Genomic DNA, 15,404 nt, shown 5'->3' on the forward strand with positions numbered 1-15,404 from the left:
TGGCGCGATCGAGTTTATGTGGAGCTTTCAGCGAAAAAACTAATTTTTTCGCTGTTTTGGCAATTTTTTACAAAATTTAATCAATTATGTTTCGCCGATCAGTGTGAAAGCCGCCCAATCTCTGGGATTTGGATGCTGCTGCATTGTCTCCAGCATGGCGTTTCGCAAGGCTTGAGCTTTGTTGCCCGTTCGATCGAGATTTTGATAAAATTTCACCATCAAATCGGCTGTAGGAGCATCCGGCACCGCCCACAAAGACACGATCGCACTGGATGTACCAGCCGAAATTAAAGCGCGAGACAAACCGATAACGCCGTCGCCGGTTATCCGCCCCATGCCGGTATGGCACGCGCTCAAAACTACCAAATCCGCATTGAGGTGCAGGTTCAAAATTTCCTCAGCAGTCAGCAAACCGCTATCAGTGCGATCGGGTGCAAGGGCGATCGCGCTGCCGAGCCCGCGAATGTTATCGAGCAATCCGTGGGTGGCAAAATGGACGATGCGGGCGTTTGGCAAGCGCTGAAGTACAGCAGCTTTGGTAGCGGATTTGCCAGTCAGGGCTTGAGTTTGGAACAATTGGGCGATCGCGTTAGCTTCGGTTTCTGAATGCGGCAAAGCAGATAACCGCTGCGGGGGTTTTCCCGTTACCAGAGCTATTTCGGGCATAGTCGGATTTCCTACTATTAGAATGTCCCAAGCTAAATCGGAAATCTCTTGCCGTTTTTGGCGGGTTAATTCCAGAATTTGAATCGAAGGAGCAGTCAGAATAGTATGTTTTTCAATTAAGAATTTCCCCGCACCATCTTGCAAGGCCGGAAAGGGAACGAAAAACAGTTCACCTTGAGGAATAAAGATAATCCGGGCTTCTGGATCGGCTGGCAACAAATCGGCAATCGGTTCGATTAACAGTTGATGGAGTTTTTGCAAGCGCGGGTGATTGGTGAGGCTCGATTTCACTTTGGTTCTGACATCAATTGCAGGTCTGGGAATAGTCAATCCTGCCGGAAAAGAAGGTTGCCAGAGGGACAGAATGCCGTGAGTTTCATCAACAGATATTACTTGCCAAGGTTCCCAATTAGGGGCATCGTCGTGGAGTTTAACTAAATCGCCTGGGTCAATTTTTATAGTTGGATTGAAGTCGCGATCCCTGATGCCAAGAGACTCGCGAGAGTCGGAAACCAAGTCTTTGAGCGGAGTATGTTGATAGTTGAGGTCAACTTGGCGAAATGCAATTTCACCCGTCGGCTGAATTACCCAGATAAAAAGTTCTTCTAAAAAAGAAATCGAATATTCCACAAAAGTTGCATTTTGTGCATTGGCAATTTCTTTAATTCGATAGATGTTAGGCGGTTTAATATCGGGTGTCTCATCTAACTTCGCAGATAACCGAGCACCCAGTAACTCCACAAAAGCCCGCGCCCGCCCCCGCTCCGAAATTTCCAGCGCCTGTTCTGTTTTTGACTGGGCGATCAGGGCTTTTTCCAAATGGCGGTACGTTGCTGCTTGGGTTTCAAAAATAGATACTTTAAAGTTATCATTTTTGCCCAATCTTCCTCGAAGCGATTCCCAAATTTGAATCGCCTTGCGGAGGAATGTTTCAGCTTCTGCAAACTGTCCAGAGTCAAAGAAAGCCAGTCCTAAATTGTTGAGAGTTGCCCCTTCTGACGCCCTTTCGCCGATCGATCGCGCGATTTCTAAACTCTGCTGGCTGTATTCGATCGCCCGTTGGCACTGCCCCAAACAGCGGTAAGCATTGCCAAGATTTCGCCAGGAAGTCGCTTGCCCAGAGCGATCGCCGATTTCCTGCTGAATATCTAAGGATTTCTGGTAGTATTCGATCGCCCGCAAGTTATTCCCCAAATCACTGCAAGCATTGCCCAGAGTCATTAAAGAATTCGCTTCCCCATAGCGGTTGTCGATTTTCTGGGCAAGATTCAAAGACTCTTGAGAGTATTCCATCGCCCGTTGATACTGCCCCAGGGAAACGTATGTACGGCCCAAAGCGTTCAAGGAGTTCACTTCTCTATGCTTAGAGTTGATTTTTCGCGCCATATCTAGGGACTGCTGGTGGCACTCAATTGCTTGCAAGTATTCTCCCAGAGAATGATATGCACTCCCCAAATCGCGCCAGGAACTAGCTTCTCCGTGACGGTTGTGGGTTTCTCGCTCAATATTTAGCGACTGTTGGTAACAGTCAATTGCTTGCAAGTATTCCCCCAGGGCATCGTAAATATTTCCCAAAGCGTTTAGGGAAGCAGCTTCCCCACGGCAGTTGCCGATGTCTCGCTGAATGTTTAGCGACTGCTGGTAACAGTCAATTGCTTGCGAGTATTCCCCCAGCAAACTGTAAATTTCGCCTAGATTGTTCAGAGAGTTCGCTTCTCCGTAGCGGTTGCCGGTGTCTCTATGAATATTTAGCGACTGCTGATAGTATTCGATCGCCTGCGAGTATCTTTCCAGGGAATTATTAGCACTGTCCCAGAAGGAATCTTTCTCGTGGGGCTGTCTTGCTGCTCTTTTCATCATTCGATCGGGAACAACAATTTTATTATTAATAGGAGACTGAATTGCTCGATATATCGACTGCACCTCGGCTGCCAACAGCACCCTTTTGTATAGCCGAATATCTGCAATATTGCCCCGAAAAATACCGCCAAAATCATCCGATCGCCTGCCAATAGTTAGGAGCATATTATTGCTGAGAGAACCTTGTTGGTCTATTGGTCTGAACCGCCAACCTAGTTCCTTGCCATCGACATACCCGCGCCCGCCATTCATACGATCGCGATCGACTGTTACTGCAACATGATGCCATCGCTCGTCGCTAACAACAGGGAAAGTATCAATTTTTTCATGATAGTCGCCACCACAGTTTAGCCAATTTTTTGCATCCGCTATTTGCAGGTTAATTTTGCCTTTATAAATAAACAAAGACCAGCCTTGCCTGGGGCCGGAATTTTCAACTCGCTTCTCGATAATTTTAGCAATTCCGGCATCTCCCGTGCGAATCCAGGCACAAATAGAAAAGTCTTCCGTGCCGATATCCAGTAAAGGAGTTACTGGAAAAGTAACGTAACCTCCTGTCAGCAACAAACTTTCCGGCGGCCCGTTTTGTGATGGTTCAACAGCACAGGAAACGCTGTCAATTAGGTTCGCCGGAGGGAGCTCGGGGCGATCGCTCGCCAAGTTGCCTGCTTCATCAAATGACCAACGGGCGATCGGCTCTGTATTGAAAGTATTGTAGACGCTTAATATCGGGTATTTCATCGCTTAGTTGACTTCTTTTTTGTGGAACAGGCATCTTGCCTGTTCCTGATGGGCGGGCTAATAAAAGGCTCACAAAAAAACTTACTCTTTGTGGAACAGGCATCTTGCCTGTTAAAGTGGTGAAACTATCCCGTGCAAGCGGACAAACGGATGCTGCAATAAAGCCTCCCAGTCAGCATCCAAAGTCGCCAGAGAAGATATTTTCTCAAATCCAGATAGCTCTGCTAGCGCTTCATACCGCAAGTCATTTTCAGCATAAATTAGCAGCCTCTCCTCTAAAGAAGTAGCTGCCTGTAATTGGCTCAACAGTTTGCCGCGCAGTGCAACTAATTCTGTGAGAGTTTCGTACCACAAACCGTGTTTAGCAAGCAGAAAAACGCGCTCCCTTAGAGATGCTGTTTCTAGCTGATCCAAAATTTCTGGTTTCATTGCCACCCGCTCAACCCACCCGTGGCGGGAGATATTCCCGCACAAAAAGCACCATTGATACTTCTTGCCAGTTTCCAGAGGAGGTGAAGTGGGCGGCAAGGAAAAACTCGCAATTCCCGCTGCTTTTTCTAGCTGAAAAACAGTTCGGAAAACTACCTCTTGCTGTTCGTCCCGCAGCACAAACTCAAAGGGAATATCATCGGGCAATGAAGCCGGCAAGTACAGCCAAAAAGTCGGATGTGCGATCGCTGTCAACCCTATATTTGTAGCGGGAATCAAAGCTAAAAAGTTGTGAGGATCGCGACTGCCTGCGTCTTTGCGATCGCCCGGTGCGCCGCGCGCGGGCGGATCGTAGGCGAGTACCTGTGGCAGCAAATTCGGTTCCCCCGATGATGAATCAGCGAGCATCGCTGCCAATCCAGGTTGAACCATTGTTAAAGCAACAAGCACATTAAGCGTTGCCTGCTGTAGGAGCAGTTTTGTTACATTCATAAAATATCCGCCAAGTAGAGGTGTAAAATCTCAGTTCGATCCAACTGCACCCTGAAAATAATCTTGCCAGATTTTTTATGCTAGCGTCTATAGTTTCGCGTAATTTTTTTAGTATATTTGCCCAATAAAATTCCGCGATCCCTGCTCCAGCAACCTCTACTTTAAAAATGAAACAACTCAACCTAAACCCATAGCATCATTTTCACATACTAATAATTTACCTTTCCCCTGATAATACCAAACATAACCCTCTCCACCCCCTTTCCCAAAATGACCTAATTTTCGATAATCTTCTTCAATCCCCTTGGTATATCCTTTAACCAAATCGCAATCAGCTATCAAAGTTTCACCTTGTTTGAGTTCGACAATCTTACCCGGCGAATTTGTAGCTGCTACAACAGTAGCTTTTTGCTCGCGCAAAGCTGTAACAGCAATCCTCCACCTACCGTCATTAGAAGCAGCCACTTGTCGGAATTTCAGTTTTTTAGCACCGATAACTACATTGTCCGAACAAAATTGAAATATACCGTCATCAAACTCCCACTGCTCCGCATCCGAAAGCTCGATCTGCGTATAATGCAGGAAATGGCCTTTTTGTCTCGGTTCCAATTTCACCGTACCAGTCCCTTGATATACGGGAGCGTTGTAGTCCATTTCCGTTGTCAAAGATACCCACATATCCTTCAAACGGTTATCCGTTTTATAAACACCGGAAGTCAATTTCCCCATACACCAATGCAGCGCACCTTTTTGAATTATCACTCCCGAATTGTTCAAGTTAATTTCCGCTTGCTGAACGAGGGGAATATTCTTAGTGGGATGGTAAAACTTATTGGTTTCAGGATTGATGTTATTTTGGATGTACCACAAATCCGTCGGTTCCAAAACCTTGATTTCGTATTTCATAATTTACCTCGCCTATTTACGTGAAATGTGTTAAACATTTGACCCGTGATTTGGAGATTCCGCGCTCCCGGACTTATCCTGTGAAATTTATCTTTTGCAGACTTCCTCTGCTACTGTTAAAGTATCTAGCTATCTTAGCAATAGCAGACAGCGCCCCTCCACAATTGTTGAGAAAAATTTATGCCTGCGATCGCACAATCTCCCAATTTACCCATTTTACAAGAAATCAACTCAGGATTGCCCAATATTTGTGGCTCCGAAGCAGAAATCAGTGCCGCAGCCAATAGCAACGAACCAATCTTTCTACCTACCACAAATCTGCGCCTCGAAAACATTCAAGCCGGATTCGCCTGCGCCCTCCATATGCACCAACCGACAATTCCTGCGGGTGCAAACGGCGAACTGATCAGCAATCTCCAGAATATGTTTGAACATCCCAACCAAGGAGACAACCACAATGCCGGAGTGTTTGCTTGGTGCTATTCTCGCATGGGGGAATTCATCCCACAACTGATTGCTGAAGGCTGCAACCCGCGAATTATGCTCGACTATTCGGGCAATTTATTGTGGGGATTGCGCCAAATGGGACGCGACGATATCTTCAACAATCTCAAGCGGATTACCTGCGATCCTCAATATCAACCCCACGTAGAATGGCTGGGGACAATGTGGAGTCACGCCGTCATTCCCTCAACTCCCATTCCCGACATCAAACTTCAAATTCAAGCATGGCAACATCATTTTGCGGCAATTTTTGGCTTGGATGCCCTGAAGCGTGTTAAAGGTTTTTCGCCCCCAGAAATGCACTTTCCCAATCACCCAGATACACTGTACGAATACATCAAAGCTTTGAAAGAATGCGGCTACCGCTGGCTGATGGTGCAGGAACATTCTGTAGAAAATCCCGACGGTTCGGGATTGTCGCAAGACCAAAAATATATTCCCAACCGTTTAGTTGCTCGCAATTCTCACGGCGCAACAATCAGCATCACTGCTTTGATTAAAACCCAAGGTTCGGATACGAAATTGGTGGGTCAAATGCAGCCGTATTACGAAGCGAAAGGACGCAATAAACAGCAAATTGGCAATATTACAATTCCTTCTTTAGTCACTCAGATTGCCGACGGCGAAAATGGTGGCGTGATGATGAATGAATTTCCCAGCGCCTTTGTCAAAGCTTGGCACGAAAACCGCGAACAAGGCGGGGGAAAATCCGGCGTTGTCGGTTTAAACGGCACTGAATATTTGGAGATAATTGAAGCGGCGGGGGTTAATCCTGAAGATTATCCTGTTTGTCAGGGAATTAACCAGCACAAAATCTGGCACCTAGTCGATCCTAATAATGCGACGCCGGAAAAAGTGGAAAGTGCGATCGCCCAACTCAAGCAAACCGACCATAATTTTCACATGGATGGTGCTTCTTGGACTAACGATTTGAGTTGGGTGAAAGGTTACGAAAATGTCTTGGAACCGATGAATCTACTCAGCGCTGCATTTCACAAAAAATACGACCCGCTGGTGCAGCAAGATGCTTCAGTTACCAAGCAGTTTGAATACCAGCAAGCTTTGCTTTACAACTTGCTGCTACAAACAAGCTGTTTCCGCTATTGGGGACAGGGAACTTGGACTGATTACGCGCGCGAACTTTACAACCGTGGCGCTGCTTTAATGAAGTAGCAGAATTTATTGTAGGGTGCCCGGGAAACAAACTGTTTGAGCCTCCTCAAATATCAGCGCTGACGCACCCTACATCTAGAAAACTTTATTGATAAAGAGAGGACTGAAGTCCTCACTACAAACACAGACTTACCAATTACTGTCTACATTTCCTGCATCAGCCGCAAATAGTTTTGCCGCATCTGCGTCATATTTTCCATCATTCTATTAGCCATATCTTTCTCAACATCGCTCATTTGCTGCCAAAATAAAGCCGATCGCCTCGCCATAATTGCTTCTTCCCACAGCATCTCCAAAAGTTGCGCCGCCATTGGGTTTTCAGCATCGATAATCCCGCACAATTGCTCGAATGCCCGGTTGGCTTCGGTATGAGTGCTAACATCCTGAACCAGGCTTAGGCATTTTTTGAGTTGTACGATCGGATTTTCAGAAGAGTAAGCCATAATTTCACTAAGATAAGCGACAAAATTTACACTGATACCTTTGACATTACTAGAGTTGTGACACAGCGGTAGAGTTCCCTACATACCACCGCCAAGGCAAATCAATTCCTTGAGAAATCCCGATCCGCGTAGTTTGCACAAAATTTATTGTACCCTCCTCCACAGCTTGCTGAAAGTTCTCGCTCCGGTGTTCCAACCGCAGCGGTTGGCCTGCACCCAAGGGAAAACCGCTTAAAGTTCGATCAATCTCCAGCACATTACACAGTTTCCCAGGTCCGGCGGCGAGGCGCGATCGCTTCTTATCGGGAATTCCAGCGTACCCCTTGAGAACCGCATCTACCTGCAAAGCTCGAATCAGCACAGCACTAGCAACTCCCTCTACATCGGTCACAACATTAAAACAGTGATACATCCCGTAGATTAAGTAAACGTAGCTCATACCCGCAGGCCCGAACATCACCTCATTGCGAGAAGTGCGCTGTCGGTAAGCGTGACAAGCGGGGTCTCCCGGGCCGTAAGCTTCGGTTTCGACAATAATTCCCCGAATCGTCTCGCCGTCAGGAAACTGCCGCACCAGAGTACAGCCCAGCAAATCTGGCGCTACGCTGGTAGATGGCCGCGCCAGCCAAAAAGATTCTACAATCTGAGTATTTGCACTCACTCAACAACAGCAGGTAAATTATGGACGTTAAGTTAGTTTTAGCAGTCTTGACAGCAGTTTTCACCGTTTGCTGTCTGTTCTTCGGTACAAAAAACGGATTCTACGATACTGACAAGTATCACGGTAACGGTTCTGCTCACTAATTTTAAGCGTGCAGTTAGTTGCTTAAAAAACCGCTGCCTGTTTGTCAGGCGGCGGTTTTTTTTCGATTTAATAGATATAAACAGTATTTGCTGGCCTTACTAAGGATGAATTGTGCCATCTGGCATTTTAGCTTCTTGCAAGCTAGCATTTGAGAAATCCGCGCATCCCATCAGGTTGAAACGCATTGTCGCTCCTCGATCCGTTGCTTTCATATTGAAACCCACTACTGCATTTTCTGGGTTATTCTGTTGTGGAACAGCGCTGACATTAAAATCCATATTTGCTTCTTTTTCATTAGCCTCAAGGTTGAAAGTGATGCCGGCACAGCCCAAATCAGCTCCCGTGAGGTTGGCTCTATTTAAGTTGGCATTTTTGAGGTTGGCATTGGTCAACTTGGCTCCTGATAAGTTAACACCTTCTAGATTAGCTCCCTGCAAGTTGACTCCTTGCAAGTCTAATCCTTTTAGGTTGGCATTGCTGAAATTGAATTCGCGACAATGTTTTGTTTGCAGCAATTCCTTGACTTGGTTTTGTTGATTTAAAAAAGTTAGATATTTGGCCGCAGTAAATACAACGGCGATGGACAATTCAGCAGTAAATAAATTCTTTAATTTCATAAATATTCGAAAAGCTTCGGGGGCTTTCTCTCGCTGTTAAGAGATTTCTACAATAGTGCGATCGACCTCTCCACAATTCCCACACTAAAATTGCAGGCATCTCCCACAAGCAGTCTGGCGAAATTAAACACCGCCGGACTTATACATCCCGCCTCCTTTCCCCCGCCAGTGCTGCTTTGAGCATGGCACTCGCCCCCTCCGTTTGCTTCACTTTGCTTTGAGCAGTCCACAAACGGAATTTATTGTTACCCGGAGCCGCGCATTTGCATATACCTGCGGACAGAAATCAAAGAAACTTTATTTATATCCCTGGAATGAGTAAATCTTCGAGAGATTACAGCATGATTAAATAGAAACGCAATACCGTACCTGCGCTGTTAAGTTCTCAGCAACTACTTGTGTCAAAATTGCTTTGAGAAATTAATTTACTCTAAAAACTGTTAGCAGCAGCTCAGGTTCCTAAACCTCGCCAGAATACACCCTACCTATAATCCCGACAATTCGGAGCGGTAATGAACACAATCAAACCCGAACCCCAAAGATCGCGCTTCATGGCTCTGCTGCTGACAACGCTGTTGACCTTTCCCTTTGTGAGTGCTTGCGGTTCTGACGAGCGAACTTACGCTCCCCCGCCTCCTGTTGACAACACTCGCGCTGGAGGAGTGCAAACTAATCGCGCCTCCAGTCCAACGCCCCAAGCGAAAAAAGGACTGAGCAATGCTCAAAAAGTAGGGATTACTTTAGCAGGAGCAGCCGCCCTTTACTACATCTACAATCAGTACAAAAATAAACAAGAAAAGGGGCCGCAGGGAAAACATTACCTTTCCAAAAACGGTCGCGTTTACTACCGCGATGCCCAGAATCGCGCGGTCTGGGTAACGCCCCCGCCTGAAGGAATTAAAGTTCCGGAGTCCGAAGCAGCGCGTTACCGCGAATTCCAGGGGTACAACAACCAAACTACCGGTCGAGACCTTACTACCTTGCCGGAAGCTACAGCTCCTGTTCCGGCACAGTAGCCTAACCATTTGAGATTTTAGATTGCAGGTTCCGTGACTTTCAATTAAATCTCGGATTCCCAATCTAAAACAGCAGTTTTTCACAACATAAAAAAGAGGAACTTTATCATGGTAGACGGATTTTTGCGGAAGTTAAAAGATGCGATCGTCGGACCAGAGGGCGAGCAAGTCGATCCTGACGGCTATTACGAAGATGCCTCAAATCCCGGACAGTACGGCAACGTGACTCCAGCCAGCGAAGACCCCTACGGCGACCCGGCTGAGTACGGAGAGTACGGCAACCTGACTCCAGCCAGCGAAGACCCCTACGGCGACCCGGCTGAGTACGGAGAGTACGGCAACCTGACCCCGGCAAGCCAAGACCCCTACGGCGACCCCGCAGACGACGCCGGTACCGACTACGCACAGTTCGGCAACGTGACTCCAGCGAGCGAAGACCCCTACGGCGACCCGGCAGACTACGTAGCGGATGCTGGAATGTTCGGCAATGTGATCCCGGCGAGCGAAGACCCCTACGGCGACCCGGCGGATGAAGAAGGCTTTAGTTAAGTAAGTTAGCTAGAAAAATTACCTGGTAAGCAACCGCACCCCTGTAGGGGTGTTTTTTTTGCCAGTTCTTTTTGCTAGTTCTCAAAAACGGAGAGGGTGGGATTTGAACCCACGGAACCTTGCGGTTCACCTGATTTCAAGTCAGGCGCATTCGACCACTCTGCCACCTCTCCTGGCGCATAAATTTTATCATACCAGCAAATGTCTCTAACTACAAATAGCCGCAGATTCAGTGCGCCGATAAAGAATTTGTTCTCTTTCTACCGCGCAATCTTCGCCTACCCATACCAGAGACACTTCCGACACTGCTCCATTTTCCAGGAGGACAATCGAGAAATTCCGCAATTTCGAGCACTCTCTCTCCACAATTCGCGGTACGCAGGCCGCATTCAAATAAACTGTACCCTCCGCACTCACCTCCAGCGACTTCCGCAACTCCTGCTTCGTGTGCCGCAGTTTGTGGTGCATATGACCAAAAGTTACCAGCGGTATGTGCTTTCCTGTGGTACGAGTTCGATCGATCGCCTCCGCAAAATCCGGGTCGCCCCAATCCCCTCCCAGCGGCTTCCAATCTCGCCCGCAGGGGTCTTCAGGAGCCTCTCCCAGCCCCGTCGGGCCCGTGTGACCCAAAAAAATCACATTTTCGCAGTGCGCCTCCGCCGCAGCTTCTGCAATGCGTCGCGCTGACTCTTCAAAACTCTCTACGCCAAACCATTCCGAGTAAAAATCCCCGTACTTCCACTCCGAGCCTCCCCAAGTAAACGGGCGGCTTCCCACGACAGTTACGCCCAATTCTGGAAAATCACGCTTCCCGTAACCGACGTGAGCTTCTCCCATTAAATCTAACTGCTGTTTTACCCAATTTTCTTGAGTGCGATCGTAAGGGCACTGACTGCGGCCCCACTCTGTCGCCGTGTACCAAGCGTCGTGGTTCCCAAACACCGCTGCTTTCGGAATGTCCAATTGGGCTATCGCCCTCACCACCTCCACCGACTCATTACCAAAATCCCCCACAAACAGCACCAAATCAACGCCCAGATGCTTCAGGGCCTCGCCGTCTTCAGGTTCCCAGTGATCGTGAACGTCCCCCACCACCGCAATTTTGATAGATTTAGCTTTATTCATGTGATTTGTCATGTGCGATCGATCCCTAGCCCGTTCTTACTCAGCATAGGAAACAGCGACCAATTTTTGCACTCTCCCGCAGCATATTTTGGATTGGAGATTTGAGATTTTAGATTGGCTCCACTCAACAGCCAGCACTTTTTGGTGAATTCAACTATAATTCAAAATACACTTTAGCTGTCTTCGCCACCTTCCCCGGAATATTCTAACTGTGTTTACCACCGCACCTGCTCCGAACTTTACTCAAACCCGACTGCCCCACGACTTGTTTGCAGCCATTAACGCCCTCAAACAAGAGTTAAATGCCGTCATTCTCGCCCACTATTACCAAGACTCCGAGATTCAAGACATCGCAGACTTCATTGGCGACTCCCTAGAACTTGCCCGCAAAGCCGCCAACACCAGCGCCGATGTCATAGTTTTTGCCGGAGTTCATTTCATGGCAGAAACCGCAAAAATTCTCAATCCCGACAAATTAGTATTGTTGCCAGACTTAAATGCTGGGTGTTCCCTCGCCGACAGTTGCCCTCCCGAAGCCTTTGCAGCTTTCAAAGCCGATCGACCAGGACATTTAGTAATTTCCTACATTAATTGTACCGCCGCAATTAAGGCAATGAGCGATATAATTTGCACCAGTTCTAACGCGGTTAAAATTGTCAACCAAATTCCGGAAAATCAGCCGATAATTTTTGGGCCAGATCGCAATCTCGGCCGCTACGTCATGGAACAAACTGGTAGAAAGATGGAGATTTGGCAAGGAGCCTGCATCGTCCACGAAAACTTCTCAGAAAAAAAGATAGTTCAACTCAAAATCGAAAATCCCGAAGCCGAAATAATTGCCCACCCAGAATGCGAACCTCCCGTGCTGCGCCACGCTAATTACATAGGTTCCACCACTGCTTTGCTCAAATATTCTCAAGCTAGTTCTAGCCAAGCTTTTATTGTTGCGACTGAACCGGGAATCATTCACCAAATGCAAAAGCAAGCTCCGCACAAACGCTTTATTCCCGCTCCTTCAACCAATAATAACTGTGCTTGCAACGAATGCCCGCACATGAGATTAAATACCTTGGAAAAATTGTATCTCTCCCTAAAAAATCAAACCCCCGAAATTACCATGCCCCTAGATATTCAACTAGCAGCCTTGCAGCCCATCCAACGAATGCTAGAAATGAGCTAACCGGTGGATATTTTTAAGTAAATCTATTGTAGGCTGGGTTGGGCACAGCTATTCAATTAAGTCATCGCCTAACCCACCAACATCGAGTGGCACTCTGTCAATCAGTTGTCCACTCTTTCTCTTCTCTTCCTCTGGGGTGCCTACCTTTAAAACTCATGAACCACGATAAATGATGTCCGAAAAACTGATTGTTTTCACCCGCTATCCCGAACCGGGAACAACCAAAACTCGACTAATTCCGGTGCTGGGAAAAGCAGGTGCTGCCAACCTTCACCGCTTGATGGCCCAACGGACGATCGCCTGCGCTCTCTCTCTTGAAAAATCCCGCGGGTTATCGGTAGAAATTCACCGATCCGGCGGCAGCCAACAACTGATGCAAGACTGGTTGGGAAGTGATATTATTTGTCAAAATCAAATAGACGGAGATTTGGGCGCAAGAATGAAAGCAGCGTTTGAAAAATCTTTTAATTCAGGGGTGGAAAAAACTGCAATAATCGGTACAGATTGTCCTGATTTGAAAGCAGAAATCATGGCTCAAGCTTTTGAGGAACTGAGCCAGCACGATTTAGTTTTAGGTCCCGCAAAAGACGGAGGTTATTATCTGATCGGGTTGCGGCGATCGATACCGGAATTATTCGGTGGCATTCACTGGGGCACCAGTCAAGTATTTGCTTGTACGAGGGCGATAGCCCAAAAGCTAGACCTCAATATTGCTTATCTTCCCACTCTTGCAGATATCGATCGACCAGAAGATCTCCTCGGTTTAGATATTAATATTTTGAAATAACTAAACTGTATTTAATTTATTTTTATCATTATAAATTGTCATCTTTCATTAGATAAAACTACTTGATTAGGAAACCACAATGTCATAATATAGTAATTGTATTTGTCTAACCTAATGCTGAATCTCATTAACAGTTAGACAGCGCTTGGGACAATAGTCACAGGCGCGAGAAGCAGCCAAAAATTACCAACACAATTAGCAACTAACAGATCAGATTTGTACAAAAGCCGCCCTGCCACAGGAAAGCCCAATGTAGGCGCGGGCCCGGTGTAAAAAATGAGCAACTAATAGCTGGGTTTTTTACCAAACTCTCCCACCTTAAGACCAAATGTAGGGGCGAGCCCGGGGTCAAAAAGGGGCAAAATCAGCTTTGTACAAAACCCGCTCTTTCTCACGGGCTGCTTAATTCTGTATGTCGCCAGAAAATCCCAATATCAAAATTTCCATTATCATTCCAGTCTTAAACGAAGCACCTACAATTGCCTCAGTCATCTCCACCGCCCTTGAGGCCCAAAATGCCGAAATAATTGTCGCCGACGGTGGCAGCACCGACTGTACTACAGATATAGCAAAATCTTTGGGCGTCCGAGTTATCTCCACCGCCCCAGGCCGGGCCACCCAAATGAATGCAGGTGCTGCTGCTGCTACTGGAGAGATCCTGCTGTTTCTCCACGCAGACACTCTTTTGCCTCCCAGGTACGACTCAAGCGCGCGTCGGCTACTAGCTAACCCGTCTGCAGTAGCGGGGGCGTTTGAACTCAAGATTGACGCCCGCAGTCTCAGCCTCCGGTTGGTAGAAACAGGGGTAAACTGGCGATCGAACTTTTTGCAAATGCCCTACGGCGACCAAGCTATTTTCCTTCACGCAGTTACCTTTGACAAAATCGGGGGTTTTCCCGACTTGCCCCTCATGGAAGACTTTGAATTCGTGCGTCGGTTGAAAAAACAAGGCCACATCGAAATAGTACCCCAGGCAGTGCTGACATCCGCCCGTCGCTGGCAGCAGCTTGGGGTGATCAAAACCACTGCCATTAATCAAATAGTAATCATCGCTTATTTCCTGGGAGTGTCGCCCGATCGACTCGCTTTCTGGTATAAGAGGCAAAAGAAAAATTCTTCCAAAAACTAAAGAATAGTGAACTTTTCTAAAGCTCGCCGTTAATTATGTAAATAGGAAACACGTCCCTGCGTAAAATATGACTTGAACGCCTCAACTTTTTAAACTGCGAGGACAAACAGAATATGGCCGATCCCAGAGATGCAGAGCTTATTAAACCCTTTAACGGCGACCCCTTCACGGGTCATCTAGCCACCCCCATCAGTGCTTCTGATTTCACAAAAGCATTTATTGGGAACTTGCCCGCCTACCGCAAAGGACTCTCGCCCCTAATTCGAGGTCTGGAAGTTGGTTTGGCACACGGTTATTTCCTCGTCGGCCCCCAAATCGTCTTCGGGCCCCTGCGGGATTATCCAGAAGCAGCTAATCTCGGAGGATTATATACAGCCCTCGTCTTAGTTCTGCTTGGCACACTAGGTATGTCTGCTTACGGTTTAGTCTCTTTCAAACAAGACAACACCAGCTACCCTAGCGCTAATCCCATGACCCCTGATGCCCTCAGAAATGCTGAGGGGTGGAGCCAGTTTACCGGTGGTTTCTTCATTGGCGGGATGGGCGGCGTCTTTGTTGCCTACTTCTTACTCGAAAACTTTAACGGCATCGATGCCATTTTCCGGGGTTTAGTCAACAATTAGGCTTCACTCCCAAATATCCCTGTTGGAACACACTAACTTTAGTTTGGAGAATTTGATATGACAGGTTCCTACGCTGCTTCTTTCTTGCCTTGGATTTTGATTCCGCTAATTACCTGGCTGATGCCGGTTGTGGTAATGGGTTTGTTGTTTATCTACATTGAAAGCGACGCCTGATCCTTACCCCTAAAGTAGGCCTAAGTTGGAAAGCCGAAATAAGATGATTGACGAACAATTGCTCTGACATTTCTAGATAAATCTAGGGAAAATCAGCAAAATATTGTTTTGAGATTGCTGGCTATCCGAAAACTTAGTTTCTTTACCCCATCCCCAGAATTTATCTGTGGAGCAATCTTTCAGTT

At 47.1% G+C, this 15,404-nt stretch carries 17 protein-coding genes and 1 tRNA gene; 9 read left to right on the top strand and 9 right to left on the bottom strand.

The genetic code is table 11. The features are described from left to right. Nucleotides 1-84: 84 nt before the first annotated feature. The 3 genes from QUA57_RS17205 to QUA57_RS17215 form a co-directional block, all read right to left on the bottom strand. The gene (locus QUA57_RS17205; RefSeq protein WP_333062479.1) at nt 85-3,267 is read right to left on the bottom strand and encodes a tetratricopeptide repeat protein; all 3,183 of its coding nucleotides are present in this window, start codon (nt 3,265-3,267) and stop codon (nt 85-87) included. A 111-nt stretch (nt 3,268-3,378) separates the two neighbouring features. Next, nucleotides 3,379-4,188, bottom strand: coding sequence for a DUF928 domain-containing protein (locus QUA57_RS17210; protein WP_333062478.1), 810 nt, complete (start codon nt 4,186-4,188; stop codon nt 3,379-3,381). A gap of 177 nt (nt 4,189-4,365) precedes the next feature. Further along, nucleotides 4,366-5,094 (bottom strand): AIM24 family protein, encoded by a 729-nt coding sequence (locus QUA57_RS17215; RefSeq protein ID WP_333062477.1) that lies wholly within the window; start codon nt 5,092-5,094, stop codon nt 4,366-4,368. 180 nt (nt 5,095-5,274) lie between these two features. Here QUA57_RS17215 and QUA57_RS17220 point away from each other — a divergent pair, with 180 nt between their 5' ends. Then, the gene (locus QUA57_RS17220; protein ID WP_333062475.1) at nt 5,275-6,771 is read left to right on the top strand and encodes a glycosyl hydrolase family 57; all 1,497 of its coding nucleotides are present in this window, start codon (nt 5,275-5,277) and stop codon (nt 6,769-6,771) included. Nucleotides 6,772-6,914: 143 nt separating this feature from the next. Here QUA57_RS17220 and QUA57_RS17225 read toward each other — a convergent pair whose 3' ends face one another. Both QUA57_RS17225 and QUA57_RS17230 read right to left on the bottom strand, forming a co-directional pair. Beyond that, on the bottom strand, nt 6,915-7,214 hold the full coding sequence (locus QUA57_RS17225) for a hypothetical protein (RefSeq protein WP_006633230.1): 300 nt from the start codon (nt 7,212-7,214) through the stop codon (nt 6,915-6,917). Nucleotides 7,215-7,263: 49 nt separating this feature from the next. After that, nucleotides 7,264-7,875, bottom strand: coding sequence for a DNA-3-methyladenine glycosylase (locus tag QUA57_RS17230; protein WP_333062473.1), 612 nt, complete (start codon nt 7,873-7,875; stop codon nt 7,264-7,266). Nucleotides 7,876-7,895: 20 nt separating this feature from the next. On the opposite strand from QUA57_RS17230, the gene QUA57_RS17235 reads away from it, so the two are divergent. Then, on the top strand, nt 7,896-8,018 hold the full coding sequence (locus tag QUA57_RS17235; RefSeq protein ID WP_006633228.1) for a hypothetical protein: 123 nt from the start codon (nt 7,896-7,898) through the stop codon (nt 8,016-8,018). Nucleotides 8,019-8,117: 99 nt separating this feature from the next. On the opposite strand, the gene QUA57_RS17240 is transcribed toward QUA57_RS17235, so the two are convergent. Together QUA57_RS17240 and QUA57_RS17245 are read right to left on the bottom strand one after the other, a co-directional pair. Further along, nucleotides 8,118-8,636, bottom strand: coding sequence for a pentapeptide repeat-containing protein (locus QUA57_RS17240; RefSeq protein WP_333062472.1), 519 nt, complete (start codon nt 8,634-8,636; stop codon nt 8,118-8,120). Nucleotides 8,637-8,683: 47 nt separating this feature from the next. Then, nucleotides 8,684-8,866: a hypothetical protein gene (locus tag QUA57_RS17245; RefSeq protein WP_333062470.1), complete on the bottom strand. Its 183-nt coding sequence runs from the start codon at nt 8,864-8,866 to the stop codon at nt 8,684-8,686. Nucleotides 8,867-9,148: 282 nt separating this feature from the next. Here QUA57_RS17245 and QUA57_RS17250 point away from each other — a divergent pair, with 282 nt between their 5' ends. Further along, entirely contained in the window at nt 9,149-9,652 is a 504-nt protein-coding gene (locus tag QUA57_RS17250) for a hypothetical protein (RefSeq protein WP_333042110.1), read from the top strand. Between the two features lie 108 nt (nt 9,653-9,760). Next, a complete protein-coding gene (locus QUA57_RS17255) occupies nt 9,761-10,201 on the top strand; it encodes a translation initiation factor (RefSeq protein WP_333062469.1) in 441 nt (146 codons plus the stop codon). An 88-nt stretch (nt 10,202-10,289) separates the two neighbouring features. Here the strand turns inward: QUA57_RS17255 and QUA57_RS17260 are convergent. Further along, a tRNA-Ser gene (locus tag QUA57_RS17260) sits at nt 10,290-10,374 on the bottom strand. A gap of 34 nt (nt 10,375-10,408) precedes the next feature. After that, nucleotides 10,409-11,326 carry a TIGR04168 family protein gene (locus QUA57_RS17265; RefSeq protein ID WP_333062468.1) on the bottom strand — a complete coding sequence of 306 codons (918 nt, stop codon included), beginning with the start codon at nt 11,324-11,326 and terminating at the stop codon, nt 10,409-10,411. A 211-nt stretch (nt 11,327-11,537) separates the two neighbouring features. On the opposite strand from QUA57_RS17265, the gene nadA reads away from it, so the two are divergent. The 5 genes from nadA to QUA57_RS17290 all read left to right on the top strand — a co-directional run bounded on the left by nadA (nt 11,538) and on the right by QUA57_RS17290 (nt 15,219). Continuing rightward, complete coding sequence (nadA, locus tag QUA57_RS17270; protein WP_333062467.1) at nt 11,538-12,506, top strand: quinolinate synthase NadA; 969 nt, start codon at nt 11,538-11,540, stop codon at nt 12,504-12,506. Nucleotides 12,507-12,675: 169 nt separating this feature from the next. Beyond that, complete coding sequence (locus QUA57_RS17275; RefSeq protein WP_333062465.1) at nt 12,676-13,293, top strand: TIGR04282 family arsenosugar biosynthesis glycosyltransferase; 618 nt, start codon at nt 12,676-12,678, stop codon at nt 13,291-13,293. A 412-nt stretch (nt 13,294-13,705) separates the two neighbouring features. Further along, nucleotides 13,706-14,422: a TIGR04283 family arsenosugar biosynthesis glycosyltransferase gene (locus QUA57_RS17280; RefSeq protein WP_333062463.1), complete on the top strand. Its 717-nt coding sequence runs from the start codon at nt 13,706-13,708 to the stop codon at nt 14,420-14,422. Between the two features lie 113 nt (nt 14,423-14,535). Continuing rightward, complete coding sequence (locus QUA57_RS17285) at nt 14,536-15,045, top strand: photosystem I reaction center protein subunit XI (RefSeq protein WP_333062462.1); 510 nt, start codon at nt 14,536-14,538, stop codon at nt 15,043-15,045. Nucleotides 15,046-15,102: 57 nt separating this feature from the next. After that, a complete protein-coding gene (locus tag QUA57_RS17290) occupies nt 15,103-15,219 on the top strand; it encodes a photosystem I reaction center subunit VIII (protein ID WP_293127047.1) in 117 nt (38 codons plus the stop codon). Nucleotides 15,220-15,404: the final 185 nt, after the last annotated feature.

This window comes from Microcoleus sp. Pol7_B2 (genome assembly GCF_036701035.1).
Lineage (GTDB): Bacteria > Cyanobacteriota > Cyanobacteriia > Cyanobacteriales > Microcoleaceae > Microcoleus.

Bases quoted from the DNA above. Each gene is read 5' to 3' on its own strand.
- QUA57_RS17205 (WP_333062479.1), bottom strand. From the start codon at position 3,267: ATGAAATACCCGATATTAAGCGTCTACAATACTTTCAATACAGAGCCG.
- QUA57_RS17210 (WP_333062478.1), bottom strand. From the start codon at position 4,188: ATGAATGTAACAAAACTGCTCCTACAGCAGGCAACGCTTAATGTGCTT.
- QUA57_RS17215 (WP_333062477.1), bottom strand. From the start codon at position 5,094: ATGAAATACGAAATCAAGGTTTTGGAACCGACGGATTTGTGGTACATC.
- QUA57_RS17220 (WP_333062475.1), top strand. From the start codon at position 5,275: ATGCCTGCGATCGCACAATCTCCCAATTTACCCATTTTACAAGAAATC.
- QUA57_RS17225 (WP_006633230.1), bottom strand. From the start codon at position 7,214: ATGGCTTACTCTTCTGAAAATCCGATCGTACAACTCAAAAAATGCCTA.
- QUA57_RS17235 (WP_006633228.1), top strand. From the start codon at position 7,896: ATGGACGTTAAGTTAGTTTTAGCAGTCTTGACAGCAGTTTTCACCGTT.
- QUA57_RS17240 (WP_333062472.1), bottom strand. From the start codon at position 8,636: ATGAAATTAAAGAATTTATTTACTGCTGAATTGTCCATCGCCGTTGTA.
- QUA57_RS17250 (WP_333042110.1), top strand. From the start codon at position 9,149: ATGAACACAATCAAACCCGAACCCCAAAGATCGCGCTTCATGGCTCTG.
- QUA57_RS17255 (WP_333062469.1), top strand. From the start codon at position 9,761: ATGGTAGACGGATTTTTGCGGAAGTTAAAAGATGCGATCGTCGGACCA.
- QUA57_RS17265 (WP_333062468.1), bottom strand. From the start codon at position 11,326: ATGAATAAAGCTAAATCTATCAAAATTGCGGTGGTGGGGGACGTTCAC.
- QUA57_RS17275 (WP_333062465.1), top strand. From the start codon at position 12,676: ATGATGTCCGAAAAACTGATTGTTTTCACCCGCTATCCCGAACCGGGA.
- QUA57_RS17280 (WP_333062463.1), top strand. From the start codon at position 13,706: ATGTCGCCAGAAAATCCCAATATCAAAATTTCCATTATCATTCCAGTC.
- QUA57_RS17285 (WP_333062462.1), top strand. From the start codon at position 14,536: ATGGCCGATCCCAGAGATGCAGAGCTTATTAAACCCTTTAACGGCGAC.
- QUA57_RS17290 (WP_293127047.1), top strand. From the start codon at position 15,103: ATGACAGGTTCCTACGCTGCTTCTTTCTTGCCTTGGATTTTGATTCCG.